This window comes from Stenotrophomonas sp. LMG 10879 (assembly GCF_002750935.1).
Taxonomy (GTDB): domain Bacteria; phylum Pseudomonadota; class Gammaproteobacteria; order Xanthomonadales; family Xanthomonadaceae; genus Stenotrophomonas; species Stenotrophomonas lactitubi_B.
The window spans coordinates 345,360-369,855 of sequence record NZ_PEJT01000003.1 but is presented as its reverse complement, the minus strand read 5'-3'; the positions used below and the strand labels follow the sequence as shown (position 1 = coordinate 369,855).

The 24,496-nt window shown below is 66.8% G+C and carries 28 protein-coding genes; 11 read left to right on the top strand and 17 right to left on the bottom strand.

Translation table 11 applies throughout. From position 1 onward, the window contains the following. Nucleotides 1–1,368, top strand: a complete 1,368-nt coding sequence (locus tag CR919_RS06770) for an SLC13 family permease (RefSeq protein ID WP_099819349.1) — start codon at nucleotides 1–3, stop codon at nucleotides 1,366–1,368. Between the two features lie 55 nt (nucleotides 1,369–1,423). Then, complete coding sequence (locus CR919_RS06765; protein WP_099819348.1) at nucleotides 1,424–2,143, top strand: GntR family transcriptional regulator; 720 nt, start codon at nucleotides 1,424–1,426, stop codon at nucleotides 2,141–2,143. A gap of 45 nt (nucleotides 2,144–2,188) precedes the next feature. Here CR919_RS06765 and CR919_RS06760 read toward each other — a convergent pair whose 3' ends face one another. Next, nucleotides 2,189–2,527 (bottom strand): hypothetical protein, encoded by a 339-nt coding sequence (locus tag CR919_RS06760; RefSeq protein WP_099819347.1) that lies wholly within the window; start codon nucleotides 2,525–2,527, stop codon nucleotides 2,189–2,191. A 154-nt stretch (nucleotides 2,528–2,681) separates the two neighbouring features. On the opposite strand from CR919_RS06760, the gene CR919_RS06755 reads away from it, so the two are divergent. Further along, nucleotides 2,682–3,629: a nucleoside hydrolase gene (locus CR919_RS06755; protein WP_099819346.1), complete on the top strand. Its 948-nt coding sequence runs from the start codon at nucleotides 2,682–2,684 to the stop codon at nucleotides 3,627–3,629. Between the two features lie 4 nt (nucleotides 3,630–3,633). Here the strand turns inward: CR919_RS06755 and CR919_RS06750 are convergent, their stop codons facing one another. From CR919_RS06750 to CR919_RS06725, 6 genes are all read right to left on the bottom strand, one after another. Further along, nucleotides 3,634–4,908: an MFS transporter gene (locus CR919_RS06750; protein ID WP_099819345.1), complete on the bottom strand. Its 1,275-nt coding sequence runs from the start codon at nucleotides 4,906–4,908 to the stop codon at nucleotides 3,634–3,636. Between the two features lie 141 nt (nucleotides 4,909–5,049). Further along, nucleotides 5,050–6,186 (bottom strand): metallophosphoesterase, encoded by a 1,137-nt coding sequence (locus CR919_RS06745; protein WP_099819399.1) that lies wholly within the window; start codon nucleotides 6,184–6,186, stop codon nucleotides 5,050–5,052. Between the two features lie 82 nt (nucleotides 6,187–6,268). Next, nucleotides 6,269–7,807, bottom strand: coding sequence for a TerC family protein (locus CR919_RS06740; RefSeq protein ID WP_099819344.1), 1,539 nt, complete (start codon nucleotides 7,805–7,807; stop codon nucleotides 6,269–6,271). Between the two features lie 62 nt (nucleotides 7,808–7,869). After that, a complete protein-coding gene (locus tag CR919_RS06735) occupies nucleotides 7,870–8,094 on the bottom strand; it encodes a helix-turn-helix transcriptional regulator (RefSeq protein WP_099819343.1) in 225 nt (74 codons plus the stop codon). Then, nucleotides 8,094–8,561 (bottom strand): DUF2975 domain-containing protein, encoded by a 468-nt coding sequence (locus CR919_RS06730; protein WP_059063423.1) that lies wholly within the window; start codon nucleotides 8,559–8,561, stop codon nucleotides 8,094–8,096. The genes CR919_RS06735 and CR919_RS06730 overlap by 1 nt, the downstream gene beginning before the upstream one ends. A gap of 186 nt (nucleotides 8,562–8,747) precedes the next feature. Continuing rightward, the gene (locus tag CR919_RS06725; protein ID WP_099819342.1) at nucleotides 8,748–9,341 is read right to left on the bottom strand and encodes a hypothetical protein; all 594 of its coding nucleotides are present in this window, start codon (nucleotides 9,339–9,341) and stop codon (nucleotides 8,748–8,750) included. A 131-nt stretch (nucleotides 9,342–9,472) separates the two neighbouring features. Between CR919_RS06725 and CR919_RS06720 the strand changes: the two genes are divergently transcribed. Next, complete coding sequence (locus tag CR919_RS06720) at nucleotides 9,473–9,784, top strand: metalloregulator ArsR/SmtB family transcription factor (protein ID WP_025873922.1); 312 nt, start codon at nucleotides 9,473–9,475, stop codon at nucleotides 9,782–9,784. A gap of 11 nt (nucleotides 9,785–9,795) precedes the next feature. After that, nucleotides 9,796–11,181 carry a DUF2867 domain-containing protein gene (locus CR919_RS06715; RefSeq protein ID WP_099819341.1) on the top strand — a complete coding sequence of 462 codons (1,386 nt, stop codon included), beginning with the start codon at nucleotides 9,796–9,798 and terminating at the stop codon, nucleotides 11,179–11,181. Nucleotides 11,182–11,223: 42 nt separating this feature from the next. On the opposite strand, the gene CR919_RS06710 is transcribed toward CR919_RS06715, so the two are convergent. From CR919_RS06710 to arsH, 6 genes are all read right to left on the bottom strand, one after another. After that, complete coding sequence (locus CR919_RS06710; protein WP_099819398.1) at nucleotides 11,224–11,655, bottom strand: pyridoxamine 5'-phosphate oxidase family protein; 432 nt, start codon at nucleotides 11,653–11,655, stop codon at nucleotides 11,224–11,226. A 144-nt stretch (nucleotides 11,656–11,799) separates the two neighbouring features. Then, on the bottom strand, nucleotides 11,800–12,300 hold the full coding sequence (locus CR919_RS06705; RefSeq protein ID WP_099819340.1) for a GNAT family N-acetyltransferase: 501 nt from the start codon (nucleotides 12,298–12,300) through the stop codon (nucleotides 11,800–11,802). 11 nt (nucleotides 12,301–12,311) lie between these two features. Next, nucleotides 12,312–12,755 (bottom strand): hypothetical protein, encoded by a 444-nt coding sequence (locus CR919_RS06700; RefSeq protein WP_099819339.1) that lies wholly within the window; start codon nucleotides 12,753–12,755, stop codon nucleotides 12,312–12,314. A 72-nt stretch (nucleotides 12,756–12,827) separates the two neighbouring features. Then, nucleotides 12,828–14,570 carry a GGDEF domain-containing protein gene (locus CR919_RS06695; protein ID WP_099819338.1) on the bottom strand — a complete coding sequence of 581 codons (1,743 nt, stop codon included), beginning with the start codon at nucleotides 14,568–14,570 and terminating at the stop codon, nucleotides 12,828–12,830. A gap of 55 nt (nucleotides 14,571–14,625) precedes the next feature. Next, entirely contained in the window at nucleotides 14,626–15,651 is a 1,026-nt protein-coding gene (locus CR919_RS06690; protein ID WP_099819337.1) for an AI-2E family transporter, read from the bottom strand. 88 nt (nucleotides 15,652–15,739) lie between these two features. Beyond that, nucleotides 15,740–16,471, bottom strand: a complete 732-nt coding sequence (gene arsH / locus CR919_RS06685) for an arsenical resistance protein ArsH (protein WP_099819336.1) — start codon at nucleotides 16,469–16,471, stop codon at nucleotides 15,740–15,742. A 17-nt stretch (nucleotides 16,472–16,488) separates the two neighbouring features. Between arsH and CR919_RS06680 the strand changes: the two genes are divergently transcribed. The 3 genes from CR919_RS06680 to arsB are packed head-to-tail and all read left to right on the top strand — an operon-like array spanning nucleotide 16,489 to nucleotide 18,392. Further along, a complete protein-coding gene (locus CR919_RS06680) occupies nucleotides 16,489–16,818 on the top strand; it encodes a helix-turn-helix transcriptional regulator (protein ID WP_099819335.1) in 330 nt (109 codons plus the stop codon). A 15-nt stretch (nucleotides 16,819–16,833) separates the two neighbouring features. Next, a complete protein-coding gene (locus tag CR919_RS06675; protein ID WP_099819334.1) occupies nucleotides 16,834–17,340 on the top strand; it encodes an arsenate reductase ArsC in 507 nt (168 codons plus the stop codon). 14 nt (nucleotides 17,341–17,354) lie between these two features. Beyond that, complete coding sequence (arsB, locus tag CR919_RS06670) at nucleotides 17,355–18,392, top strand: ACR3 family arsenite efflux transporter (RefSeq protein ID WP_099819333.1); 1,038 nt, start codon at nucleotides 17,355–17,357, stop codon at nucleotides 18,390–18,392. Between the two features lie 18 nt (nucleotides 18,393–18,410). Here arsB and CR919_RS21315 read toward each other — a convergent pair whose 3' ends face one another. From CR919_RS21315 to CR919_RS21185, 3 genes are all read right to left on the bottom strand, one after another. Further along, nucleotides 18,411–18,815, bottom strand: a complete 405-nt coding sequence (locus tag CR919_RS21315) for a hypothetical protein (protein ID WP_243379951.1) — start codon at nucleotides 18,813–18,815, stop codon at nucleotides 18,411–18,413. Between the two features lie 257 nt (nucleotides 18,816–19,072). Further along, on the bottom strand, nucleotides 19,073–19,399 hold the full coding sequence (locus tag CR919_RS21030) for a hypothetical protein (RefSeq protein ID WP_133119595.1): 327 nt from the start codon (nucleotides 19,397–19,399) through the stop codon (nucleotides 19,073–19,075). After that, nucleotides 19,396–19,539, bottom strand: coding sequence for a hypothetical protein (locus CR919_RS21185; RefSeq protein ID WP_165787247.1), 144 nt, complete (start codon nucleotides 19,537–19,539; stop codon nucleotides 19,396–19,398). The genes CR919_RS21030 and CR919_RS21185 overlap by 4 nt, the downstream gene beginning before the upstream one ends. Nucleotides 19,540–19,733: 194 nt before the next feature. Here CR919_RS21185 and CR919_RS06660 point away from each other — a divergent pair, with 194 nt between their 5' ends. After that, nucleotides 19,734–20,969: an MFS transporter gene (locus CR919_RS06660; RefSeq protein WP_165787246.1), complete on the top strand. Its 1,236-nt coding sequence runs from the start codon at nucleotides 19,734–19,736 to the stop codon at nucleotides 20,967–20,969. 122 nt (nucleotides 20,970–21,091) lie between these two features. On the opposite strand, the gene CR919_RS06655 is transcribed toward CR919_RS06660, so the two are convergent. Then, nucleotides 21,092–22,099 (bottom strand): LacI family DNA-binding transcriptional regulator, encoded by a 1,008-nt coding sequence (locus CR919_RS06655; RefSeq protein ID WP_099819331.1) that lies wholly within the window; start codon nucleotides 22,097–22,099, stop codon nucleotides 21,092–21,094. A gap of 95 nt (nucleotides 22,100–22,194) precedes the next feature. Between CR919_RS06655 and CR919_RS06650 the strand changes: the two genes are divergently transcribed. Together CR919_RS06650 and CR919_RS06645 are read left to right on the top strand one after the other, a co-directional pair. After that, a complete protein-coding gene (locus CR919_RS06650) occupies nucleotides 22,195–23,247 on the top strand; it encodes a sugar phosphate isomerase/epimerase family protein (protein ID WP_099819330.1) in 1,053 nt (350 codons plus the stop codon). A gap of 27 nt (nucleotides 23,248–23,274) precedes the next feature. Further along, the gene (locus tag CR919_RS06645; RefSeq protein ID WP_099819329.1) at nucleotides 23,275–24,492 is read left to right on the top strand and encodes a nucleoside permease; all 1,218 of its coding nucleotides are present in this window, start codon (nucleotides 23,275–23,277) and stop codon (nucleotides 24,490–24,492) included. Nucleotides 24,493–24,496: the final 4 nt, after the last annotated feature.

Genomic DNA, 24,496 nt, shown 5'->3' with positions numbered 1-24,496 from the left:
ATGACTCCACAAATTGCAACGATCATCGGTCTGGTGATCATGTTCATCGTCGCCACTGCGATGCCGATCAACATGGGTGCCGTCGCCTTCGCGCTGGCCTTCATCATCGGCGGGCTGTGGGTCGACATGGGGGGCAAGGAGGTCCTCGCCGGCTTCCCGGGCGACCTGTTCCTGACCCTGGTCGGCATCACCTACCTGTTCGCCATCGCGCAGAAGAACGGCACCATCGACCTGCTGGTGCACTGGGCGGTGAAAGCGGTACGCGGCCATATCGTCGCCATCCCGTGGGTGATGTTCGTGATCACCGCGGTGCTGACCGCCTTCGGTGCGCTCGGCCCGGCGGCGGTGGCGATCATCGGCCCGGTCGCACTGCGCTTTGCCAAGCAGTACAACATCAACCCGCTGATGATGGGCCTGCTGGTGATTCATGGTGCGCAGGCGGGTGGCTTCTCGCCGATCAGCGTGTACGGCAGCATCACCAATGGCGTGGTGCAGAAGGCCGGGCTGGAAGTCACCGAGATGGCGGTGTTCCTGACCAGTCTCGGCTTCAACTTCATGATGGCCACGATCTGCTTCTTCGCCTTCGGCGGCATCGCGCTGCTGCGCCGCGGTTCGATCACTGCGGCGGGCAAGGTCGGCACCGCGGAACTGGCGATGGCCGGTGGTCCGCAGGCCTCGTCGCGGCAGTTCGCCATCGAAGGTCACGGTGCGCTGGTCGCGGCCGGTGGTGGCACCCTGTCCAACGATCCGGTGGCACTGGATGCGGTGGGCCTGACCCGCGAGCGGTTGTTCACCCTGATCGGCCTGCTCGGCCTGGGCGTGGCCGCACTGATTTACAACCTCAACGTCGGCCTGGTCTCGATCACCGTGGCGGTGGTGCTGGCACTGCTGTCGCCGCAGAGCCAGAAGGGTGCGGTGGATGGCATCAGCTGGTCCACCGTGCTGCTGATCTGCGGCGTGGTCACCTACATCGGCGTACTCGAACATGCCGGTGCCGTCGACTTCATCGGCCACGGGGTTTCCAGCATCGGCATCCCGCTGCTGGGCGCGCTGCTGGTCTGCTACGTGGGGGGCATCGTCTCCGCATTCGCCTCGTCGGCAGCGGTGCTGGGTGCCACCATTCCGCTGGCCGTGCCGTTCCTGATGCAGGGCCATCTCAGCGCCGCTGGCGTGATCTGTGCGCTGGCCGTGTCCTCCACCATCGTCGATGTCAGTCCGTTCTCGACCAACGGCGCATTGGTAGTGGCCTCGGCCGCGAAGGAAGAACGCGAAACGCTGTTCCGCCGCTTCCTTGTCTACAGCGGCCTGGTGGTGGCATTCGGTCCGCTGCTGGCCTGGCTGGTGTTCGTGGTGCCGGGCTGGATGTAAATGCCTGCGGTAGTGCCGGTCGCTGGCCGGCACTACCTGGCGTTACACTTTGTGCATGGCCATTGCTCCCGCTCCGCGTACTCCGAAGAAGCGCGCCCCTCTGTACGAAGAGGTGGCCGAGCACGTGCGCGAGCGGATCTACGACTACCGCCTGCCCCCGGGCGAGTGGATCGACGAGCCGGCGTTGTGCGAGGAACTGGGTATCAGCCGCACGCCGCTGCGTGAAGCGCTGAAACTGCTCGCCGCCGAAGGCCTCGTGCAGATCGATGCCGGACGAGGCGCGCGGGTGACCCGGCTGACACTGGAAGACCTCAACCAGCTGTTCCCGGTGATGGCGATGCTGGAAGGACGCTGTGCGCATGAAGCGGTCAAGCACATCGACGACGCCGGCGTGCAACAGCTGGAAGAACTGCACGCGGCGATGGAAACGGCCGCCGCAGACGGCAACATCGCCGAGTACTACCGCAACAACTACCTCATCCACGAAACGGTGCAGCATTACGCCGGCAATCCGTGGCTGATCCGCATCACCCACGACCTGCACCGCATCCTGAAGATGCATCGCGGGCGCCAGCTGCTGGCACCGGGGCGCACCGCGCAGTCGCTGGCCGAACACCGCGAACTGATGGAGTGCTTCCGCCAGCGCGATGCCGCGGCCGCCGAACGCACGATGGAACGGCACCTGCTCAGCCAGGGCCAGGCCTTGGCCGCGTATGTGGCGAGCGGGGGATTGTTGAACGTGCCTGCGCCGTTGCCGACCGAAGGCGGGAGCTGAGTTCATGGGGTTGCCGGCCGCTGGCCGGCAACCTGGAACCTCGCGTCAATCACCGCCGCCGCAACTGCCTCCATCACCACCGCCACCGCTGTCGCCGCTGCCGCAGTCCGAGCTGCTGTAGCTGTGGTGGCTGTTGCTGTCGCCGGAATAGCCGCCGGAGAAATCGGCGGGCCCACTGCCACTGCCATCGCCCCGTGCGGGTGAGCCATCGGCAGTAGCCATTGCCATGCATACGATCGCGCCGACCAGCGGCAGCAGCCACACCACCAGCAGCTGCCCGGCGCGGCTGCTGACGGGAAGGTCGTCGCGCCCCAGCACCACGAAGCTGGCCACCAGGTTCAGCCCCAGCACCAGGGCAATCAGGACGAGGGTCACAGCCAGCATGGCGCAGCTCCTTGCGACGGGTTCGGGCCCGCAGACGATACCACCGCCGCCAGTTCGCCCTGCCTGTCATGAAGATGGGACAATGTAGGGCGCGCCGGCCTGCCCTCGGGGCCGCCGGCCCCCCTGCACCACACGGAAGAAGAAGAACAACAACATGCTGAAAGTCATTTTCGATACCGACCCGGGCGTCGACGACGCGCTGGCGCTGCTGTACCTGCACAAGCACCCGCAGATCGACCTGATCGGCGTCACCACCACCTTCGGCAATGCCTCGGTGGCGTCGACCACGCACAATGCGCTGTACCTGAAGCAGGCCTGGGGCCTGTCCGCGCCGGTCGCGCGCGGCGCTGAAGGCCCGCTGCAGCCCGAAGCCACCCCGGAAGCCTGGCCGGTGCACATCCATGGTCACAACGGCCTGGGCAACCACCCGGTACCGGACGCTCTGGATGTGGCCGCTGATGCGCGCCCGGCCCACCAGCTGATCATCGACCTGGTGCGCGCCCATCCGGGCGAAGTGACCCTGGTGGCGGTCGGCCGCATGACCAACCTGGCGCTGGCCCTGCAGCAGGCCCCGGACATCGCCGGCCTGGTGCGTGGCGTGGTGCTGATGGGCGGTGCGTTCCACGTCAACGGCAACATCACTCCGGCGGCCGAAGCCAACATCTGGGGCGACGCCGAAGCGGCTGACCTCGTCTTCACTGCCCATTGGCCGGTCACCGCCATCGGCCTGGACGTGACCACCCGCGTGGAGATGAACCGCGACGGTCTGGACAGGCTGGCCGCGATCGGTGGCGCCGATGCCGAACTGGTCCGCGCCCTGTCGCAGGACTACGTCGACTTCTATCTGCAGGCCGGCCACAAGGGCATGGTCGTGCACGACTGCTGCGCCTGCATCGCCCTGACCCGTCCGGAGCTGTTCCAGTTCGAGCGCGCCAGCGTGCGCGTGGCCACCGACGGCGTCGCCCGTGGCATGACCATTCCCAAGCCGGAAGGCATGGGCTTCGGCCCCAGTGTGTGGGACGGCCACGTGCTGCAGTCGATTGCCATTGGCGTTGATGCGGCTGCGGTGCTGGCCGACATCGAGCAGACCCTGAAGGTCTAAGCGCTCACTGCCCGCCCCGGGACACGGGGCGGGTCTTCGGCACGGTCTCCGGCAGCGTCCACAGCACCGGCAGCACCAGCACCGCCACCAGCGCGATCATCGCCCCCGGCGCCGCCGCCCAACCGCTGCGCTCGACCCACCATTGCGCCAGCCACGGCGTCGCCCCGCCGAACACTGCGGTGGCCATGGTGACCCCCAACGCCAGTCCACTGACCCGGCCCTCGCCCGGGAACTGTTCTGCCGTGGCCGGTGCCGCCACGGCACTGATGCCGCCGGCCACGCAGGCCAGCACCACCGCTGCGAGCACGATGCCCAGCGGCGCGGCAGACGCCATCCAGCCGAACATCGACAACGGCAGCAGCGCCGCCAGTACCGTCAGCCACAGCAGCAGCGGACGCCGCCCGAAGCGGTCGGACAACGCGCCGCACAGCGGAGTGATCGCGATCACCGCCACCGCTGCAATGGTCGACAGCCACAGCGCATCGCCTTCCTCGTGTCCCTGCGCATGCAGGAACGCCGGCACATAGGTGATGCCCACGTAGTAGGTGATCGACCCCAGCGCGGAAATCGCAAACGTGCGCGCCACCGCACCCGGGTGGTTGCGCAGGACATGCCGCAGCGGCGTGGCCGGAATGCTGCCCTCGCGCCGCTGCCGTTCGAACTCCGGCGATTCGTGCATGCCCGAACGCGCGATCAGGATCACCAGTGCCAGCGCCGCGCCGAAGAAGAACGGGATCCGCCAGCCCCAGCTGTCCAGCTGCGGCGCAGGCAACAGCGCCACCGTGAGCGCGGAGATCGCCACTGCCAGCAACGCACCTACTTCACTGGCTGCCGAAGCCAACGACGTGACCAGGCCACGTCGTCGTACCGGTGCGCTTTCCAGCAGATAGGCGACCACGCCGGTGTATTCGCCACCCACCGAGAACGCCATCACGCAGCGCAGGACCAACAGCAGCACGCCCGCCGTCGCACCGGCGGTCGCGGCGGTCGGCAGCAACGCGGTGGCCAGCATGGCCGCCGCCATCAGCGCCATCGAGGCCAGCAGCATCCAGCGCCGGCCGAGCCGGTCGCCCAGGTGGCCGAAGCACAGCGCACCGAGCGGACGCATCAGGTAGGACACCGCGAAGCCGGCCAGAGTGACCAGCATCGCCTCCTGCCCGCCGCCAAAGAACACCCGCGACAGCACCGTGGCGAAGTACAGGTACAGGGTGAAGTCGTACCACTCCACTACCGTGGAGAGGCCGGCCACCCACATCGAGCGCTGCCGCCCCGCCGTCATCGCGTGTTTTCCTTCATGGCCAAAGGGTGTCATGGCGGCAGTGACGAAGCAGTAGATCCACGCCATGCGTGGATGCTCGCCCTCCCTGGCAAACGGGGTCGGAGCCCTTTGCTATTCGCAAAGGGATCCGACCCCACTCTGTTACCGCGCCCGGCGCAGGGTGATCAACGTGATCTCCGACGGCACGCCGATGCGGGCCGGGAATCCCGCCCACAGGCCGGCACCGTTGCTCACGTACAGCGTCATGCCATCCACCGTATAGCGGCCGGAAACGAAGCCGCCGTTGGCGCGCTTCACCAGCTGGTTCATGCCGATGATCTGGCCGCCATGGGTGTGTCCGGAAAGCTGCAGCTTCACCCCGCGTGCAGCCGCTTCGCGTGCGTTGCGTGGCCGATGGTCGAGCAGGATCACCGGCGCGGCAGGATCGGCACCCGCCAGCGCGGCGTCCAGGTCGGGCAGTGGCAGGCCATAACGCGAGGCCACCGGATCGGTCACCCCGGCAATGGTCAGCGCGGCATCACCACGACGCACCTGGGTGTGGCTGTTTTCCAGCACCTGCATGTGCAGCGCGCGGAACGCCTGCATCCATTCGCTGTATTGCGCGTAGTACTCGTGGTTGCCGGTGATGGCGATCACCCCGTCCGGCGCTCGCAGGTCCGCCAGTGGGGTGTAATCGTTGCGGCGCGCCTGCACGCTGCCATCAATGAGGTCGCCGGTGATCACCACCAGATCCGGTTGCAGTGCATTGCTTTCCGCCACGACCTGGCGCACCCAGTCGCCGGTGAGCAGGCGGCTTGCGTGGATGTCGGTGAGCTGCAGCACGCGGTAGCCATCGAAGGCCTGCGGCAGGCCGACTATGGCCACCTCGACCTGCCGCGGTTTGGGTACGGCCATGCCCTGGCTGACACCGAAGGCACTGAGCAGCAGCGCCAGCACCGCGGCAGACGGGCGCAACGCCCTGTTGCGCAGTGCAGAGAGGGCACGCGGTGCGCGCAACAGGCAGGCAGCCAACAGGCCGGCATCCAGCACCAGCAGCGCCAGGGCCAGCAGCAGCACCGCGGTGGAGCCGGTGGCCAGCGTGGCGATGGCCATCTTCGGAATCTCCGGCGAGGCCATCGTGCCCCAGAAGCTGGCGACGATGCGCAGCTGTACGGCAATGCCGACCAGCAGCACGGACAGCACCACCTTCAGCCAGACGGGCAGGCGCAGTGGCCAGAACAGGCGCCAGGCCACATACAGGCCCATCAAAAAACCAATCGTACTCAGCACTACGACAATCCAGAACGGCAAACAGGCCCGCCATGGTGACGGCAGAAGATGGCAATGGATAGAGCCAGGCTCAGGCCCGGCCCCGGCGCCATCACGCTTCGGGCAAGCGCTCCACCCGCAGCCGCGTGATGCGGCGCTTCTCCATCGCCAGCACGGTGATGCGGATACCGGCCACCTCCAACGTGTCACCGATGTCGGGCAGGCGCCCCAGCTGTTCCAGCACCAACCCGGAGATGGTCATGTAGTCCGCACTGCGCGGCAGTGACACGCCGGCCAGCCGCTGCAGGTCGTCCAGGGTCAGCGCGCCGTCGGCATCCCAGCAGTCCTCGCCCTGCGCGACCACGCCATAGCGCTCGTCCTGGGTATCGGCCAGGTCACCGGCGATGGCCGCCAGCAGGTCGTTGGCGGTCACCAGGCCTTCCACGCTGCCGTACTCGTCCACCGCCACCGCCAGCGGCACCGGATGCTGGCGGATCAGCTCCAGGGCCTGCAACGCACTGGCGCTGGACAGCACGTACTGCGGCTCGCGCAGGTTGCCTTCCAGCTGCAGTGGCTTGCCCTGCAGCAGGTCGGCCAGCAGGTCGCGGCTCTGCACCACGCCCCGCAGACTGTCCAGGTCACCTTCGCCGACCAGCATCCGCGTATGCGGCGACGCCACCAGGCGGGCGACCACATCATCGTGACCACGCGCCATGTCGATCCACTGCACGTCGGCCCGCACGGTCATCACGCTCGATACCGGGCGATCAGCCAGTCCCAGCACGCTGCGGATCATCTCGTGCTCGGCCGGCTGCAGGCGTTCTTCGGTACTGCCGCGTTCATCGGCGTCTTCTTCATCGTGGCCATTGGCCTGGCGCGCGCCCAGCAGGCGCAGCACTGCATCGGCGGTACGCTGGCGGAACGGCTGGCGCTGCTCATTGCGCTCGCGGTTGAAACGTATCCACTGGTTGAACGCTTCCACCAGGATCGAGAACGCGATGGCCGCATACAGGTACCCCTTCGGAATCCTGTAGCCCAGGCCCTCGGCCACCAGGCTGAAACCGATCATCAGCAGGAAGCCCAGGCACAGCACCACCACGGTCGGATGCTTGTTGACGAAGCGGGTCAGCGGCTTGCTGGCCAGCAGCATCAGCGCCATCGCGATGGTCACCGCCGCATACATCACGCCAAGGTTGTCGACCATGCCGACGGCGGTGATCACCGAGTCCAGCGAGAACACCGCATCGAGCACCACGATCTGCGCCACCACCATTGCGAAGCTGGCATAGACCTTCTTGCCATCTTCGTGATGCTCGCGGCCTTCCAGACGCTCGTGCAGTTCCATCGTGCCCTTGAACAGCAGGAACAGGCCGCCGCCCAGCAGGATCAGATCACGCCCGGAGAAGCTGTGCTCGAACAGCGTGACCAGCGGTTCGGTCAGTTTCATGATCCAGGCCAGCGCGGCCAGCAGCACCAGCCGCATCAGCAGCGCCAGTGCCAGGCCGATCACCCGCGCGCGGTCACGCTGGTGCGGCGGTAGCTTGTCGGCCAGGATCGCGATGAACACCAGGTTGTCGATGCCGAGAACGATCTCCAGCACGACCAGGGTTGCAAGGCCCATCCATATCGAGGGGTCAGCCAACCATTCCATTTCAGGTCCGTTTCGTCAGTAAGGGGAAAGTGGTGCAGTGCAGGTGTGCGGCGAGGCGAAGGTCAATCCGCATCCTGCGCCTGCGTCGGGTCATGCCCGAGCAGGTCGCCGGGGCTGCATTGCAGTTCGCGGCAGATTGCATCGAGCGTGGAAAAGCGGATCGCACGCGCCTTGCCGGTCTTCAGGATCGACAGGTTGGCCAGGGTGATGTCGATGCGCCCGGCCAGCTCGGACAGGGTCATGCCACGTTGCTGCAGCATGCGGTCCAGAGTGATGACGATCGCCATCAGATCACACCGTCCAGATCGTCGCGCATCGCTGCGCCGACGGTGAACACCCGCGCCAGCACGAACAGCATCAGCACCGCGACCAGGCCGGTGATCGACATGCCGCCGCCCACCTCCATCCAGGCGAAGTCCGGTCCCATCCAGCTGGCGTACAGACCGATCACGATCGACAGCACCTCCATCGCCAGCATCAGCCAGGCCATGCGTTGCAGGCGTACGGCGTTGGCATGGGTGAAGGGGCGTTCGTTGGCCGCAGACCGCAGCAGCCGCGCCAGGTGGCGCAGGAACACCAGGCACAGCACCAACAGCGCGACGATGGCGGCCAGGCCTACGCAGAAATGCAGGAACAGATGCGAACCGTGCATGGCCGCCGCCTGCGCATCGTGCACGCTGTCCAGCAGCCAGCTGCGGTCGTAGGCCACCAGCGGGACTGCCAGCAGCGCGGCCAGGATGCCCAGCCAGCACATCGCGCGCACCGCCTGCACGGCGGTCTGGGCCAGGGTGAACAAGCCGCGCGCAGGAAGGGCGCGGGCAGGACGAGCGGTCAAGCAGCCTCCGATGTGGAGCGGCCCTGCCGCCCCGGGGTGTATTTATCGATAAACGATATATCACATCCGCAGGCTGTTGGCTGAATCGCTTCCGCTCCGGCGCCGTTACCGGGCGGGTGCGGATGCCGGCGGCGCGGCCTGTTCGCGCATCGCCTCGCCTGGCGTGGCCGAGGCCATTGCCTGCACTCCCGCCTCGGCGGCCTGCCGGGTGACCAGCCGGAAGCGCACGCGCAGCTTGCTTTCGCCCGGCGTTGCCCAGCCGTACTGGATCGCCACCTGGTCGCCGGACAATGGACCGCGCGAGGGCAGCGAGCGGATCTGCAGTGGCTTCGGTGCAGCCTGCATCAGCCGTGCGAAGCCCTTCTGCACCACCGCCGGGTCGGCCTTCTCGGCATACACGGTGCAGGTGCCATCGTCGGCCCAGCTGACCGCATAGCGGCCACTGGCCAACGGCACCATCCACGCCATGCCCGGCTGGCCCTGCAGCAGCGTAGCGGCCTCGGCCGGCTGCAACGGCGTCAGGCCGTTGGCCTCCATCAGCGACTGCAGGCGCGCCGGTGCACCGATGTGCTGCATGCAGGCGGTGTCGAACAGTTCGCTGAAGGGATCCTGCGCGGGTGTTTTCGGCGCACGCGCGGGCTGGGCCATCACCACGATCGGCAGCAGCAGGCCAGCCATCAGCCAGGGCGCAGGGCGCATCGGAACTCCAGGGAACGGAAAACAGCGGGGAGGATGGCAAAGCCGGGTGGCAGAACGCAACGGGCACGCCCGCGCTTGACATCACCCAGCCCCAGGGAGAACATCAGTTAACGAATTAGTTAACTGGCCCCATGGACCGCATCTTCGAAGCCTTGGCCTCCACCGCACGCCGGCAGATCCTGGCCTACCTCAGCGCCGGCGAGCTCAGCGCGGGCGAGCTGGCCGAGCGCTTCGATTTCAGCAAGCCGGCACTGTCCAGCCACCTGCGCATCCTGGAAGACGCCGGCCTGATCGAACGCGAGAAGCGCGGCCAGTTCGTGTACTTCCGGCAGGTGCCCGACCGCTTGGCCAACACGCTGTTTTCCTGGGCCGCCGAAGTCTGTCCAGTCGGCGGGCCGCTGAAGCGCGAAGCGCGCGCACGCCGCAAGACACCCGCCCGCTGAGGAGCACTGCGATGCCCGGTTCGACCCGCACCAGCCGTTCGTTCCCGAGTATCCAGCTTCCGGCACAGGATGGCGGTGGCCCGGTGGAAGTCACCCTGATCGCGCAGCTCGGCATCGGTGCCGGCGATGCGCTGGTGAGCGATGCCAGCCAGCGCCAGCGCCACCACCCGGCCTTCATCGATGCGCTGGACGAGCCCTCGGCGCGGCTGGGCGGCATGCACCTGCAGCACGGCGATGCGTCATCGCTGTACAGCTTCGTGGTGGGTGCCGGCGGCCATCCCTTCCATCGCCATGCCGGGCCGCGCATGTTCACCGCCATCGCCGGCAGTGCAGGTGCCGAACTGCGGTTTGCCAGCGCATCCGATCGGCAGCTGGCGGACGATCCCGCGCATTTCCTGCGGTCACTGCGTCGTGTCCGCATCCCGCCCGATTGCCTGTTCACCGTGCGCTTCGGCGGCGGCGCCTGGCACCAGTTCGCCTCGAACAGTCCTGCTCACCCTGCCCTGTTCGCGCTTTCCTGCCACAGCAATGAGCTGGCCGGGGCCATGAGCGAGCAGGCACGCGTACAAGCACAGGCCAACGCCGCAGACATTCCCAGCCTGACCGAGGTGCTGCCTGCTGCGCACTGGCCTACCGCAACCACACTGGCGGCCACGCCGTTGCTGCAGCTGTCACTGCAGGCAGCAGCACCCAGCCTGCGCGCGCGCCTGTGCGTGCAGACACGCACGTTGCTCGGGCCGCTACGCCGCTTCAGCCTGGAGCCACTGCGCGGATTCGTGGAACGGGCAACGCCGGCGTACCCGGTCTGCAGCAGCGCGGCGCCCACGCAGGGGATGCTCGCCAGCGCACTGCCGCACAGTCACTACAACGACACGACCGTGCTGGCGCTGCACGGCGGGCAGATCAGTCACCGCTCCGCCTCCGCCCTCCTCGCCGACGTACTGGATGGTTTCCTGCGCAATCCGCCAGCGGGCGTCGGCCGCTTGATGGCCCTGCGCAATCGTCTGGTCGCGCCGCTGCGTCTGCGCACCTCGCCGCTGGGTTGCCCGGTGTCGTCATTGCTGTCCACCGACCGCAGCCGCGTCTTCGGCGGGCGTTTCCCGGTGCTGGATGCGCAGGTCGATGCGGAAGACCGGTGTGCCGAAGTGTTGCTCGGCGCAGACGACCGCCATCTTTGCTTCCGCAGCAGCGTGCGCGTGCAGTTCAACGATGACGGCCAGGTCGAGATCAGTCTGGGCTCGCGCGTGCAGACGCTCAATGCATTTGGCCGCTTCTACATGGCGATGATCGACAGCGCGCATCGGCATTACGTGGCCCCGGCCCTGCTGCGCCGCGCAGTGGAACATGCGCTGGCACCGGAACTGGCCGCGTGGTCCGGCGCGCCTGCACACTCCTGAGCTGGGGCAGCAATGTGCAGGGGCCCTGTGCGGCCCCCGCGATCAGACCACGATTTCGCCCTCGTCCTCGCCATCCCAGTAATGGATGCGGCTGGCGTGTACGTGGATCAGCACCAGACCCGGCGTATCCACGCCCTGTTCGAACCACCGCTCCAGGTCCTTCACCCAATGCTGGGCCATCGTGGCGCGATCGCGGATCAACGCTGCCCTGCCCTGCACGTGCACGAACAGCGGCGGCTTGCCCAGCAGCGACTTGTTGCCGGTCAGGCCCAGCGCCACGTTCGGGTCGGCGCTGATCTCGCGCACCATGTCGGTGTTTTCCATGGTGAAGAACCAGCTGTCGCCGTCGTAGTCCACATCGCCGTTGTTGCTCATCGGGCGGCCAGCGATCTGGCCGCCGGCGTGGGTCTGCAGCATGGTGAAATCGATGCCGGCCATCTTCTTGGCCAGTTCGGGAAGGGTGAGCGTGGTCATGGACAGTTCCTTCAACAGATGGGTGTCCAGCGTCTGCCCAGCGCGGTGACCGAGGCGTGGATGGCTGCTGTCGGTTTCTTCACGCAGTGGCCGCAGCTGGCATGCCTGCGCGCAACGCAGCCGCGCCGCGGTGACCGTCACTCATCAGCGCGGATAGCGGAACACCAGATCGTCCGGATCGCTGCGCACGGCCGCCCCGTCCAGCACCCCACCAAGGCGAACCGCCACGGCCTGCGAAGCGTGGTTGTCCGCTGCCATGTAGCTCACCAGCGTCGGCAATCCGCGCACCACGAATGCCCAATCACGCAGCGCCGCCGCCGCTTCGCTGGCGAACCCCTGCCCTTCCTGCCCGGCGTACAGCAGCCAGCCCAGTTCCTGTTCCGGGAACAGCGGGCCGTGGTTGATGCCCACCTGGCCGATGCACTCGCCCGTGTCGCGGCGCTCGATCATCAAGGCGCCGTGGCCGAACAGATGCCAGCTGGCGAGGTCGTGACAGAACTGTCCCCACGCGGCGACCTCACCGAACGGCCCGCCCATGCCGCGCGCGCGCGGCGAGGCCAGGAACGCGGCATACACCGAGAAGTCGTCCAGGCATTGCGCGCGCAGGCGCAGGCGCGGTGTTTCCAGCAACGGGATGTCGATCATGCGTGCGTCGGTCAGTACACGGCCAGGAAGCCGCAGCCCCGGCGCTGCGGTTGGCCTGCAACCGTCACCTGCACGCTGGCCGATGTATCCACGCCTTCGGCGTTGCGGCAGGGCTCGCGCTTGATCTCAACAATGGTCGGCTGCTTGCCCAACTCACCGTTGAGCACCGTCAACGAACCGTGCGCACCGGCCGGTTGGCCGAGGTAGCGCAGCGTGCCTGCGCTGCTGCGGCCAGCAACGGTGAGCGTGGCATCGTGATTGCCCTTGCCGGTGGAGGCGATCTCGATGGACCAGCCTTCGCCACCACCGGTAAAGGCTGGCACCGGGCTGGCATCGGCGGCGATCGAAGGATGACGCGGCGCATCGGCGCCAGCATCGCGTTGCGGTGCGCTGCTGGCGCAGCCAGCGAACAGGCCCGCCACCAGCGTGGCAGTCACAACGGAACGCAGGGTCATGGCGTACTCCTCCGGCAGACGAGCGGCCAGTCTAGGCAGGAACGCGTGCGCTGGCGATGAACAAGGCCTTCCTCAGCGCGGCGCACGCCCACCTGTGGCCACCTGCACACGGTCGCGGCCAAGTGATTTGGCCGCGTACATGGCCGTGTCGGCGGCACGTACCAGCGCATGCCAGCCGATCGGGTCAAGCGTGCCCTGGGCAACGCCGAAGCTGGCAGTGACCCGCAGGATCTCGCCACTGCCCAGCACGATGTCCTTGCCGCGCAGTGCCACCCGCAGCGACTCGGCCAGCTGCCGTCCACTGGCCAGATCACCGTCGGCCAGCAGCACCAGGAACTCCTCGCCGCCGTAGCGGGCGACGCTGTCGTTGCGGCGCAGGTGGCTGCGCAGCAGCTGCGCCACCTGCACCAGCACATCGTCACCGGCCGCATGGCCCTGCCCATCATTGATCGATTTGAAATGATCCACGTCCAGCAGAATCACCACCGCCTGCGTGCTCCCATCGGCATGCCGCCGTCGCACCCGTTCCTCCAGCGAGCGTCGGTTCAACAGGCCGGTCAGCTGATCGGTATCGGCCAGCTCGCGCAGCTCACGGGTCAATGCCGAGCGCTGGTGCGACTTCGCCCGCAGCACCTCGATGGCATCGAACAGGCGCTGCATTTCCGCCATCGGATGAGTGGCGTGCTGCTCCGCACCCGGCGTATCCGAGGCGATCTGGATCACCTGCGCCTGCGCCTGCAGCAACGGCCGCAGGATCTGTACGTGGGCAATGCGCAGCGCCAGCGCAAGCAGCAGCAACGTCCCCAATGCAGTGGCGGCCAGCACAGCCAGGCGTACTGCCTCCTTGCTGCGGGTGTGCTCGAAGCGCGCGATCGAAACGCCAAGGTAACCATCGCGCAGCGCTTCCAGCGATTGCAGGGTGGGCACGTAGCGCGCGGTGAACTCGGCCGCCGTCCAGGGGGGCGATACGCCGCGCCGACCATCGTCGATCAGCTGTTCCACCATCGGCAGCGACTGGCCGAAGAACTGGCGGCGCGCCATGTCCCAGTGCCAGGACAGCGTCGGCTCGCTGCGGAACACCGACTCGTGGCTGGCGGCCAACCGCCACAGCTCCAGCAGGCGCCCTTCGGTCTGCTGCGCAGCGCGCACCTGCGGCTCCCGCCACGCGCCGGGCACGGCCAGCGGCGCCATCACGTTCGATGCCAAGCGGCCACCGTGTTCGCGCAGATCGATCAGGATCTGCCCCTGCATGGCAGGAATCGCGGCTTCGCGATCGGCGGCGACCAGATCGCTGATCTGCACCGACGTCAGCGCCTGCAGCCGGTCGTACACCGCGAACATGCTGCTGATCGCGTGCTCCACCTCCTCTGCCGAGCGCTCACCTCTGGGCAACGCGGCAACCCGGTCCACCGCAGCGCGCGCGGTCTGCAGCCGCCGCCGCGCTTCATGCAGGCGCGGTGTTTCGTCCACCACCCGCGGATCGGTCTGGAACACGCTCTGCAGGTGCTGCGTCGCTGCGTCCACCCGCTGCCGGGCGACCGCCAGCTGTGCGGCCAGTCGGCGCTGCTCCTGCGCATCGGCGCTGTCGGCGCCGAGCAGGCTGTTGGCCGGTCCACGCTCGGCCGACACCAGATTGGCCAGCTCGAAGGTCAGCCGCAGCTGCTGCAGGCTGACCAGGTTGGCCTCGGCTTCGGTGTGGCGCTGCGTGCCCTGCACCAGCGCAATGGCCATCAGCGGCAGCGTGCACAGCACGAACAGGCCACCGAGGATCCAGAGCCAGGTCTGCAGTCCGTTTGGCGATGCCCTGCGGCCCATCGATGTACCCCCTGGCGTGCGGATCAGTGTAGCGCCGCACCCGCGTGAAGTTGGGTCAGATCCAGCGCTGGTCCACCAGTTCGCGCTTCACGTAGGCGTAGAACACCGGCGCAGCCACCAGCCCGGGCAGGCCGAACGCCGCTTCCATCACCAGCATGGCCAGCAGCAGTTCCCAGGCGCGCGCCTGGATCTCGCCGCCGACGATGCGCGCGTTGAGGAAGTACTCCAGCTTGTGGATCACCACCAGGTACAGCAGCGCAGCCACGGCCACATAGAACGACACCGACAGCGCGACGATGGCGATGATGGTGTTGGAGATGATGTTGCCCACCACCGGCAGCAGGCCTGCCAGGAAAGTGATCAGCACCAGCGTCTTCGACAGCGGCAGGTGCACGCCGAACAGCGGCAGCACGCCCAGCAGGAAGATGGCGGTGAACACGGTGTTGAGCAGCGAGATCTTCACCTGCGCGAACACCACCTGGCGGAACGCGGTGGCCAGGCGGCTGGTGCGGCCGATCAGTTCCTGCGCCAGCGGGCCCATCTTCGGCAGCGGCAGTTCGTCGTACAGCGCGATCATCGCGCCCAGCACCATGCCGATCAGCACGCGCACCCCCACCTGCACCACTGATGTGCCGGCCACACCCAACTGCCGCTGGTGTTCGGCGGCCCAGTCGTTGACGGCCGCACGCAGCGCCGTCAGGTCTTCAGGGATGTAGGGCTGCAGCAGCGCCGGCACCTGGTGCCGGGAGGTGTTGAGGATGTCCATCAACCGCGCCAGCAGCACGTCAGGGCCACCGGTCTCGTTGCGGAAGAACGCCGCCACGCCGATACCGGCCAGCACCAGCACGCCGATGATCACCGCCGACAGCACGATCACTGCGATCGCCCGCGCCCGCCCGGGACGCAGCTTGCCTTCCACGGTGGAGGCCAGCACATGGGTCAGCTGGAACACCAGCAGGCCCGACAGCAGGGTCACCACCAGGCCGAGCTTCAGTGCCAGCCACATGCCCAGCAGCATCATCAGCCAGGCGGCGATGCGTGCGGCGGGAGGCTTGGGCAGGGTCGGGATGACGAGCGACATCGGGGCACATCCTGGAGGGGTGGCCCATGGTAGTGGATTGAGGTGATGCGCCTGCGCACGCGCGCGTCCCTGCGGCCGCCGCCTGCCGTCAACGTGCGACCACCGCCCCTGCCGAACGTGCCAGTGCGGCCGCCTGCTGATCACCCTTGCGCTCGCTGTAGCGATCCACCAGGTAGTCCGAACGATCGCGCGTGAGCAGGGTGAACTTGACCAGTTCCTCCATCACATCCACCACCCGGTCGTAGTACGCCGAGGGCTTCATCCGCCCGTTCTCGTCGAACTCCTGCCAGGCCTTGGCCACCGACGACTGGTTGGGGATGGTCAGCATGCGCATCCAACGCCCCAGCACGCGCAGCGTGTTGACCGTGTTGAACGACTGCGAACCGCCACTGACCTGCATCACCGCCAGCGTCCTGCCCTGCGTCGGGCGCACGCTGCCATCTTCCAGCGGCAGCCAGTCGATCTGGTTCTTGAACACGCCGGTGACCGTGCCATGGCGCTCCGGGCTGATCCAGACCTGGCCTTCGGACCATTGCGACCACGCTCGCAGGCGCTGCACTTCAGGGTGATCGGCGCCGACGCTGTCGAGCATGGGCAACGCATGCGGATCGAACACCCGGGTCTCGCAGCCGAGGTGGCGCAGCAGGTGCTCGGCCTCCAGCGCCAGCTTGCGGCTGAACGACTGCGGGCGCAGCGAGCCATACAGCAGCAGGATCCGCGGCGGGTGCGTGCGGCCGGTGCCCAGCAGGGACAGGTCGGGCTGGGGAAGCGAGGCTTCGGCCAGATGCGGGAGGGCGGGACTTGCGATGGATTCATTCATTCGACTATTCTAGAAATATGGAAACGAAGATTGCAATCGCCGCCCTCACCGCCCTTGGCCATGCCACCCGCCTGGCTGCCTTCCGCTTGCTGGTGGAGGCCGGCCCGGCTGGCCGCATGGCCGGCGACATCGGCAGCGCCCTGCAGGTACCGCCGGCCACGCTCAGCTTCCACCTGAAGGAGCTGCTGCAGGCCGGGCTGGTCGAGAGCGAGAGCCAGGGCCGCAACGTCTGCTACCGCGCCAACTTCAGTGCCATGACCGGCCTGATCGAGTACCTCACCCACAACTGCTGCGCAGGCTCGCCCGATCCGGCCTGCAGCCCGACGTCCCCTGATTGCGCCTGCTGACCGGAGAGCCGCTTCGTGACCACCCAACGCGTCCTGTTCCTGTGCACGGGCAATTCCGCCCGCAGTGTTCTTGCCGAAGCCACGCTGCGGGCGTGGGCCAGCCACCGCTTCGAGGTGTTCAGCGCCGGCAGCCAGCCGGCCGGCGCGGTCAATCCATTCGCCCTTGCCCAGCTGCAGGCCGAGGGCATCGCCACCGCAGGCCTGCGCAGCAAATCGTGGGCCGAGTTCGCCGACGGCGCGCCGATGGACCTGGTGATCACGGTCTGCGATGCCGCAGCGGCCGAGGCGTGCCCGGTGGTGTTCGGCGACTTCGTGCGTGCGCACTGGGGCTTGCCCGATCCGGCCGCCGTCGAGGGCAGCGCGGATGACAAGGCGGCCGCGTTCGCGCAGGCACATGCCATCGTCAAGGCACGGTTGCTGGCCCTGCTGGCATTGCCCGCTGCCACCTGGTCCGACCGCGGGCAGTTGAAAGACGCGCTGGATCGCATCGGTTTCGTGCAACCCGAAGACGACCAGGCGTGAGCGCGCCGGCACCGATGGGGTTGTTCGAGCGCTACCTGACGCTGTGGGTGGCGCTGTGCATCGTCGCCGGCACCCTGCTTGGCCACGCGCTGCCGCAGCCATTTGCTGCGCTGGCGTCGGCGGAGGTGGCCAAGGTCAACCTGCCCATCGCCGTGCTGATCTGGCTGATGATCATCCCGATGCTGCTGCGGGTCGATTTCAGTGCGATGCGCCAGCTCGGCCAGCACTGGAAAGGCATCGGCGTGACGTTGTTCATCAACTGGGCGGTCAAGCCGTTCTCGATGGCACTGCTGGGCTGGTTGTTCCTGCGCCACGTGTTTGCCGATGCGCTGCCCGCCGCACAGGTCGACAGCTACATCGCCGGGCTGATCCTGCTGGCGGCGGCGCCCTGCACCGCCATGGTGTTCGTGTGGAGCAACCTGTGCCGCGGCGATGCCAATTTCACCCTCAGCCAGGTGGCGTTGAACGACGCCATCATGGTGGTGGCCTATGCACCGGTGGTGGCACTGCTGCTGGGCCTGTCGGCGATCAGCGTGCCGTGGGACACGCTGCTGCTGTCGGTGTCGCTGTATATCATCGCGCCGGTGCTGGTGGCCGCACTGCTGCGGCGCTGGCTGCTGGCCCGCAGCGGACAGGCTGGTCTGCAGTCCGCGCTGCGAACGCTGGGGCCGGTTTCGCTGCTGGCGCTGCTGCTGACGCTGGTGCTGCTGTTCGGCTTCCAGGGCGAGCAGATCGTGCGGCAGCCGCTGGTCATCGCCATCCTGGCGGTACCGATCCTGATCCAGGTCTACTTCAACTCGGGGCTGGCCTACCTGCTGAACCGCCGCCTGGGGGTCGCCCACTGCGTGGCCGGACCCTCGGCGCTGATCGGCGCCAGCAACTTCTTCGAACTGGCCGTGGCTACCGCCGTAGGCCTGTTCGGCGTGCATTCCGGTGCGGCGCTGGCGACGGTGGTCGGCGTGCTGATCGAAGTGCCGGTGATGCTGTCGGTGGTGCGCATCGTCAATGCGTCGCGCGGGTGGTATGAGCGGCCAGCACCAGCACGCTGCTGATCACCGCCGACAGCACGATCACGCGTTCGCCCGAGCCCGGCCGGGGCGCAGCTGGTCTTCCACGGTGGAGGCCAACACATGGATCAGCTGGAACACCAGCAGGCCCGACAGCAGTTTCACCACCAGGCCAAGCTTCGGTGCCAGCCACATGCCGAGCAGCATCATCAACCGAGCGGCGATGCGTGCGCCGGGAAGCCTGAGCACGGTCGGGATGACGAGGGACGTCGGGGCACATCGACCAGCCTTCGCACGTCCGCCTTGATCTGTAGGTAGCTTCTTTCGCCCGGCACCGTTTGCCCGGCCGTGCTCTTGGAAGGCCTCTTCCTGCGCACTGCGGCGGCAAGCGTGCGAGACAACGACGCGCTTGTCCTCCCTTTCGGCCAAGGCCGCACCGCACCACTCTCCGCGGCGGATGTCGCCCATGCGGCGACCGTGGTGCTGCAAGACCCGGTTTCCCATATCGGCCGCGTCTACAATCTCACCGGCCCCCAATCAATGAACCCTGCCCGCTGTGCACAGGTCTTTTCTGACGCACTGGGGCGGGCAGACCATCCGCGTCCGATGCTGTCGCTGGCCCCGTTCCGACAGCAGGCTTTCGCGGTCAGCTCCTGAGGCGGCTCACTGTTGCGTATGTCGGTGGGGGCCGTGCTCATCCTGTTGCCGCTGATGTTCGAGATCGGCTACGGCATGGATGCCTTTCCTGCCGGGCGACAGTACTGAATGTTCGCCGGCAACCTGACCATGAAACTGTTCACCACGCGGTTGATGAAGTACTTCGGTTTCCGCCGCATCCCTGTCGTCAACGGCGCGTTGAATACGCTGGCATTTGCGGAAATGCCATGTGCAGAGCTCAGTGCCGCCCGCACCCTGTTCTCCACCGCACCGCAGCTGGCGCTGGGGATGGGCATGGAACACGCACCGTTGCCGCGCCAAGGCCTTCGCCCATATTCAACGTTGCGGATCATGCCGTGCGCGATCTCTTCGGGGCGATGGAATCTGTCAGTCAACTCGCTTCATCGATCAGGGATGAGACAACCAACTTGGCCGCAGCGCAGATCGCCATGCCGCAGATCGCCATGCTAGCGTTTCGAAAAAGCGGGCAAGGAGCTGTATCGATGCCCGATGGAATCACCATGATGTCGATCATGCGCACGTTGCACTATCCAATTGACCGTCTCGCAACGAGACCACACCAGGCACAACGTCCGGATTCTGTGCCGGTTACGTACAGGTCGAAGGACGGACGTCTGCCGAGGTGCAGGAGCGCATGCAACGGATCCTCGACGGCTTTGTCCTGGATGTCGCCGACACCACTTCTTGAACCCCATGCAGGAGCAACAATTGAACCACTTGACCGCGCGGATGGCGCTTCTGGGTATCCCAGCCGTACGCTGGGTCATAGTCAGCTGCCTGTTGGCGAACGTCGGCGCTGGCATGGTGCTGCTAACCATGTCTTGGACGGTCGTAAACGAACACGCATCCGTATCCGCACTGGCGGGACTGATGGTGTGTTTCTGGCTGCCCTCCCTGCTTCTTGCCCCTGCAATCGGCCTGCTGGTCGACCGGGTGGACAGACGTCACATCGTCATGGCGACGAAGATCCTGCGGGTGGTCGCCCTTGTTGCTGCCGCTGCACTCTACGTCAGGCACCCGGGCGTTGCTGCGTTGATGGCACTGGCGTTCCTGATGGGTTCCTGTGCTGCCCTGTACACGCCAGCCCTGCTGGCCATGGTCCGCGAGCTGGTCGACGACAGCAGGCTGCTGCATGCCAATTCCACGGTCGACATCGCGTTCGAGGTTGGTTTCATCGTCGGCATGCCCATCAGCGGAGCACTCATGATGGTCGCTTCACCGGCGACAGTGCTGCTGATAACTGCAGGCCTTTTCGCAGCCGCGTTTCTCTGCCTGCTGTTCGTGCGCAAGGAACATCTGGAGTTCCGCTGCGATCCAACCAGCAAGGGCAGCTACTGGCAGGACACCCGGGACGGCGTCCGTTACCTGCTGAGCGAGCATAGGCTGGTTCTGCTGTACAGCATACAGATGCTCGTCTACGTCACTCTGATGACGACCAGCATCCTGCTTGCGCCGTTCGCCAAGGCGGTACTGGACCTGAGTTCAGGCCAGTTTGGTGCAATCGAAGCGTCGCTGTCGGTAGGTGCTGTGGTTGGGGCGTTTGTCCTCCCGGCTGCCGCTACGCGGTGGGGCTACGGTCCTTCACTGGTGGCCGCGACGCTTGTAATGGCCGTCTCTTTTACGATCTTTGCCCTGACCAGTTCGTTCTGGAAGGCGTTCTTCCTCTACTTTGTAATCGGCACCTGCCTGGCCGCCTGGCCGGTGGTGACCACTGCCGCACAGCGCCTTACCGAGAAGGGCATGCAGGGGCGTGTACAGACCGCAGCCAACGCGGTCTCCAGCGCTCTCATACTCGCCATGTATGGCCTGGTCGGCGGAGCCGGCGCCCATGTTTCCATCCGCTGGAGCTATGCTTCAGTTGTGATCATCTCAGCGATGGCATGCGTCATTGCCTACTACGCGTACTTCGTCTGCAAGGAGCCCGTTGCAGATGAACCTGCGTAATGGAAGCGTTCGGGTGCGTGGCTGCTGAGACTGCGGTGCCACTGGCACCGCCGATGGACACGTTGTCCCGCCGCTTCGACCACCCGGCGCGACGGGGTGCCAGACACCGCGCTGCGCCGCCCTCACCCTTTCTTCGGCGACGCCGTCGAGCCCCGCACCATCAGGCTGAACCCCAGCGTCTGCTGACGCGGCACGTCGACCTGTTCGATGATGGCGAGCAGCAGGTTGACCGCGCGCTCCCCGATCTCCCGCATCGGCTGCCTGATGGTCGTCAACGGAGGCGTCAGGTAACGCGATGACGCCAGGTCATCGAAGCCAACGATAGACAGGTCATCGGGCACGCGGACGCCCAGATCGCGGCAGGCTGCCAGGGTGCCCAACGCCATCTGGTCGCTGAAGCAGAAGATCGCGGTGGGCGCCGGCGCGACGGCCAACAGTGCCATCGCGGCCGCATGACCGGACTCCACGGAAAAGTCACCCGGCACGACGCTGAGGTGGCGCAGGCGGCCACGCGCCCTGCCGGCGGCGCGAACCCCTTCCAACCGTTGCGTGTGCAGGGGATTGTCGGGCGGCCCGCCTACCACGGCGATCCGCTCATGCCCCAGGCCGTACAGGTGTTCCATCACCGCGCGCGCGGCGGCGGCGTTGTCGATGTGGACGCTGGGAATGCCCAGCGCGGGGTCGAACTCGCAGCCGTTGACCACCGGCGCGGCGACACCCCGTTGCTCGACGATATCGCGCGCCGTCGGCGGCAGGCGATGCCCCAGCACGATCAGGCCATCGGCTTCGTTGCGCCGGAGCATCTGCGCGTAGCGCTCCTCGCGCTCGGGCAGGTTCTGGGTATCACCCAGCAGGACGGCGTAGCCGACGGCCTGCGCCGCGTCCTCCGCACCCTGCAGGATCTGGGCGAAGAACGGATTGGCGATGTCCGGCACGGTGACCAGGATCTTGCCGCTGCGCTGGGTCTTGAGCGTCCTCGCCACCGTGTTGGGAACATAGCCCAGCGCCGCAGCAGCCTGTTCGATGCGCGTACGCGTGGCGGGCAGGACTTTGTCCGGCCGGGAAAGTGCCCGCGAGACCGTCCCGGCTGAGACGCCGACGTGCTTTGCGATGTCGTAGATGGTCGCCATGGCGTTAGTTCTCCTGTCCGCTGTGCAGTGCACAACAGGTCCTGCGTGAGCCCCTGCTAGGATAATGCAATCGATTGCATCGAGGGCGAATCACGTTGAAGACGCTCAAGGGTCCAGCGCTGTTCCTGGCGCAGTTCATCGGCGACACAGCTCCTTTTGATCGGCTGGACACGCTGGCTGGTTGGGCCGCGGGGCTGGGCTATTCTGGCCTACAAGTGCCGACCAGCGCGCCCCACCTGTTCGATCTGGCCGAGGCGGCGCGCAGCCAGGCGTACTGCGACGACATTGCCGGCATGCTGGCCGGACATGGCGTGCAGATCACCGAGCTGTCCACCCACCTGCAGGGGCAGCTGGTCGCCGTCCATCCCGCCTATGACGCGCTGTTTGACGGATTCGCACCGGCGGACAAACGCGGTGATCCTGCCGCACGCCAGGCCTGGGCAGTGCAGCAGCTGCTGCTGGCCGCCAAGGCCAGCCAGCGCCTGGGCCTGACCGCGCATGCCACGTTCTCCGGCGCGCTGGCCTGGCCCTACTTCTACCCCTGGCCGCAACGCCCGCCTGGTCTTGTGGAAGAAGCCTTCGCCGAACTTGGCCGCCGCTGGCGCCCCATCCTGGAGGCGTTCGACGCGTGCGGCGTGGACCTGTGCTTCGAGATCCACCCGGGCGAGGACCTGCATGACGGCGCGACCTTCGAGCGCTTCCTCGACGTGGTGGACCACCATCCCCGCGCGAAGATCCTGTACGACCCCAGCCATCTGCTGCTGCAGCAGATGGACTACCTCGGCTTCATCGACCGCTACCACGACCGCATCGGCATCTTCCACGTCAAGGATGCGGAGTACCACGCCAGTGCCAGCAGTGGCGTGTATGGCGGCTACCAGGACTGGATCGATCGTCCCGGCCGATTCCGCTCGCTCGGCGATGGCCAGATCGACTTCAAGGCGATCTTCTCGAAGTTCGCGCAGTACGACTTTCCCGGCTGGGCAGTGCTGGAGTGGGAGTGCTGCCTGAAGCACCCGGAAGACGGCGCGCGCGAGGGTGCCCCCTTCATCCGCGACCACATCATCCGCGTGACCGAGCGCGCCTTTGATGATTTCGCCGACAGCGGCACGGACCCGCAATCACTGCACCGCATGCTGGGAATCTGAGCCATTACCGCCCCGGGAGGGCAAGCCATGACGCACGCGATGTCGCGCTTGGGCGCGATGATGTTTCTGCAGTTCTTCATCTGGGGCGCGTGGTTCGTGACCCTCGGCACCTATTTGGTGCAGGGCCCGTTGCAGGCCAGCGCAAGCCAGGTGGCGACGGCCTTCCTCAGCCAATCGATCGGCGCCATCGTGGCCCCCTTCCTGGTCGGCCTGATCGCTGATCGCTACTTCGCGGCGCAGCGCATCCTCGCGGTACTTCACCTGGCCGGCGCGGCGCTGATGTGGCTGGCGTCCACGGCGACGGACTTCAACACGTTCTTCGGCTGCGTGATGGGCTACATGCTGCTGTTCATGCCGACGCTGGCATTGGCCAACAGCGTGGCGATGCGGCACATGCAGTCGCCCGAGAAACAATTCCCCCCGGTGCGCGTGGCCGGCAGCATCGGCTGGATCGTGGCCGGCGTGCTGATCGGCTGGCTGGGCTGGGAGCAGGCGCATCGGCTCGAACTGACCTTCCGGATGGCGGCGATGGCGTCGCTGGCCCTCGGTCTGTACGCGTTCACCCTGCCCCACACACCGCCGCTGGCGCAGCAGCGCGATGCCGGGCTGGGGCAGATCCTGGGACTGGATTCGCTGCGGCTGTTGAAGTCGCGCTCGTATCTGGTGTTCTTCCTGGCCTCGATCGCCATCTGCATCCCGCTGTCGTTCTACTACAACTTCACAAACCCGTACCTCAATGACCTCGGCGTGCGCGGCGCGGCGGGCCTGCAGTCGCTGGGCCAGGTCTCCGAAGTCCTGCTGATGCTGGCCATGCCCTTCCTGTTCGTGCGGCTGGGGGTGAAGACGATGCTGGCGGTGGGCATGGGCGCGTGGGTGGTGCGTTATGTCATGTTCGCCTTTGGCGATGCAGGCGGCGGCTTCTCGCTGCTGGTGATCGGCATCGTGTTGCACGGCATCTGCTACGACTTCTTCTTCGTCACCGGCCAGATCTACACCGATGCGCATGCCGGCCCGGCCGCGCGCAGCAGCGCGCAGGGGTTCATCACCCTGGCAACGTACGGCGTGGGCATGCTGATCGGCACGTTCCTGTCCGGCGCGGTGGTGGAGCACTACACCACGGCGGCGGGACCGGACTGGCAGCGGATCTGGCTGTTCCCCGCAGGCGTCGCGCTGATCGTGCTGGTCGCCTTCCTGTTGCTGTTCCGCGACCGGTCGGTGGTCGCGGCCGCGCCTTCCACTCGCTGAGGAT

Excerpts from the sequence above, each read along its gene's own strand:
- CR919_RS06770 (WP_099819349.1), top strand. The coding sequence starts at position 1 with ATGACTCCACAAATTGCAACGATCATCGGTCTGGTGATCATGTTCATC.
- CR919_RS06765 (WP_099819348.1), top strand. The coding sequence starts at position 1,424 with ATGGCCATTGCTCCCGCTCCGCGTACTCCGAAGAAGCGCGCCCCTCTG.
- CR919_RS06760 (WP_099819347.1), bottom strand. The coding sequence starts at position 2,527 with ATGCTGGCTGTGACCCTCGTCCTGATTGCCCTGGTGCTGGGGCTGAAC.
- CR919_RS06755 (WP_099819346.1), top strand. The coding sequence starts at position 2,682 with ATGCTGAAAGTCATTTTCGATACCGACCCGGGCGTCGACGACGCGCTG.
- CR919_RS06750 (WP_099819345.1), bottom strand. The coding sequence starts at position 4,908 with ATGACGGCGGGGCGGCAGCGCTCGATGTGGGTGGCCGGCCTCTCCACG.
- CR919_RS06740 (WP_099819344.1), bottom strand. The coding sequence starts at position 7,807 with ATGGAATGGTTGGCTGACCCCTCGATATGGATGGGCCTTGCAACCCTG.
- CR919_RS06735 (WP_099819343.1), bottom strand. The coding sequence starts at position 8,094 with ATGGCGATCGTCATCACTCTGGACCGCATGCTGCAGCAACGTGGCATG.
- CR919_RS06730 (WP_059063423.1), bottom strand. The coding sequence starts at position 8,561 with ATGTGCTGGCTGGGCATCCTGGCCGCGCTGCTGGCAGTCCCGCTGGTG.
- CR919_RS06725 (WP_099819342.1), bottom strand. The coding sequence starts at position 9,341 with ATGCGCCCTGCGCCCTGGCTGATGGCTGGCCTGCTGCTGCCGATCGTG.
- CR919_RS06720 (WP_025873922.1), top strand. The coding sequence starts at position 9,473 with ATGGACCGCATCTTCGAAGCCTTGGCCTCCACCGCACGCCGGCAGATC.
- CR919_RS06715 (WP_099819341.1), top strand. The coding sequence starts at position 9,796 with ATGCCCGGTTCGACCCGCACCAGCCGTTCGTTCCCGAGTATCCAGCTT.
- CR919_RS06710 (WP_099819398.1), bottom strand. The coding sequence starts at position 11,655 with ATGACCACGCTCACCCTTCCCGAACTGGCCAAGAAGATGGCCGGCATC.
- CR919_RS06705 (WP_099819340.1), bottom strand. The coding sequence starts at position 12,300 with ATGATCGACATCCCGTTGCTGGAAACACCGCGCCTGCGCCTGCGCGCG.
- CR919_RS06700 (WP_099819339.1), bottom strand. The coding sequence starts at position 12,755 with ATGACCCTGCGTTCCGTTGTGACTGCCACGCTGGTGGCGGGCCTGTTC.
- CR919_RS06695 (WP_099819338.1), bottom strand. The coding sequence starts at position 14,570 with ATGGGCCGCAGGGCATCGCCAAACGGACTGCAGACCTGGCTCTGGATC.
- CR919_RS06690 (WP_099819337.1), bottom strand. The coding sequence starts at position 15,651 with ATGTCGCTCGTCATCCCGACCCTGCCCAAGCCTCCCGCCGCACGCATC.
- arsH (WP_099819336.1), bottom strand. The coding sequence starts at position 16,471 with ATGAATGAATCCATCGCAAGTCCCGCCCTCCCGCATCTGGCCGAAGCC.
- CR919_RS06680 (WP_099819335.1), top strand. The coding sequence starts at position 16,489 with ATGGAAACGAAGATTGCAATCGCCGCCCTCACCGCCCTTGGCCATGCC.
- arsB (WP_099819333.1), top strand. The coding sequence starts at position 17,355 with ATGGGGTTGTTCGAGCGCTACCTGACGCTGTGGGTGGCGCTGTGCATC.
- CR919_RS21315 (WP_243379951.1), bottom strand. The coding sequence starts at position 18,815 with ATGGGCGACATCCGCCGCGGAGAGTGGTGCGGTGCGGCCTTGGCCGAA.
- CR919_RS21185 (WP_165787247.1), bottom strand. The coding sequence starts at position 19,539 with ATGATCGACATCATGGTGATTCCATCGGGCATCGATACAGCTCCTTGC.
- CR919_RS06655 (WP_099819331.1), bottom strand. The coding sequence starts at position 22,099 with ATGGCGACCATCTACGACATCGCAAAGCACGTCGGCGTCTCAGCCGGG.
- CR919_RS06645 (WP_099819329.1), top strand. The coding sequence starts at position 23,275 with ATGACGCACGCGATGTCGCGCTTGGGCGCGATGATGTTTCTGCAGTTC.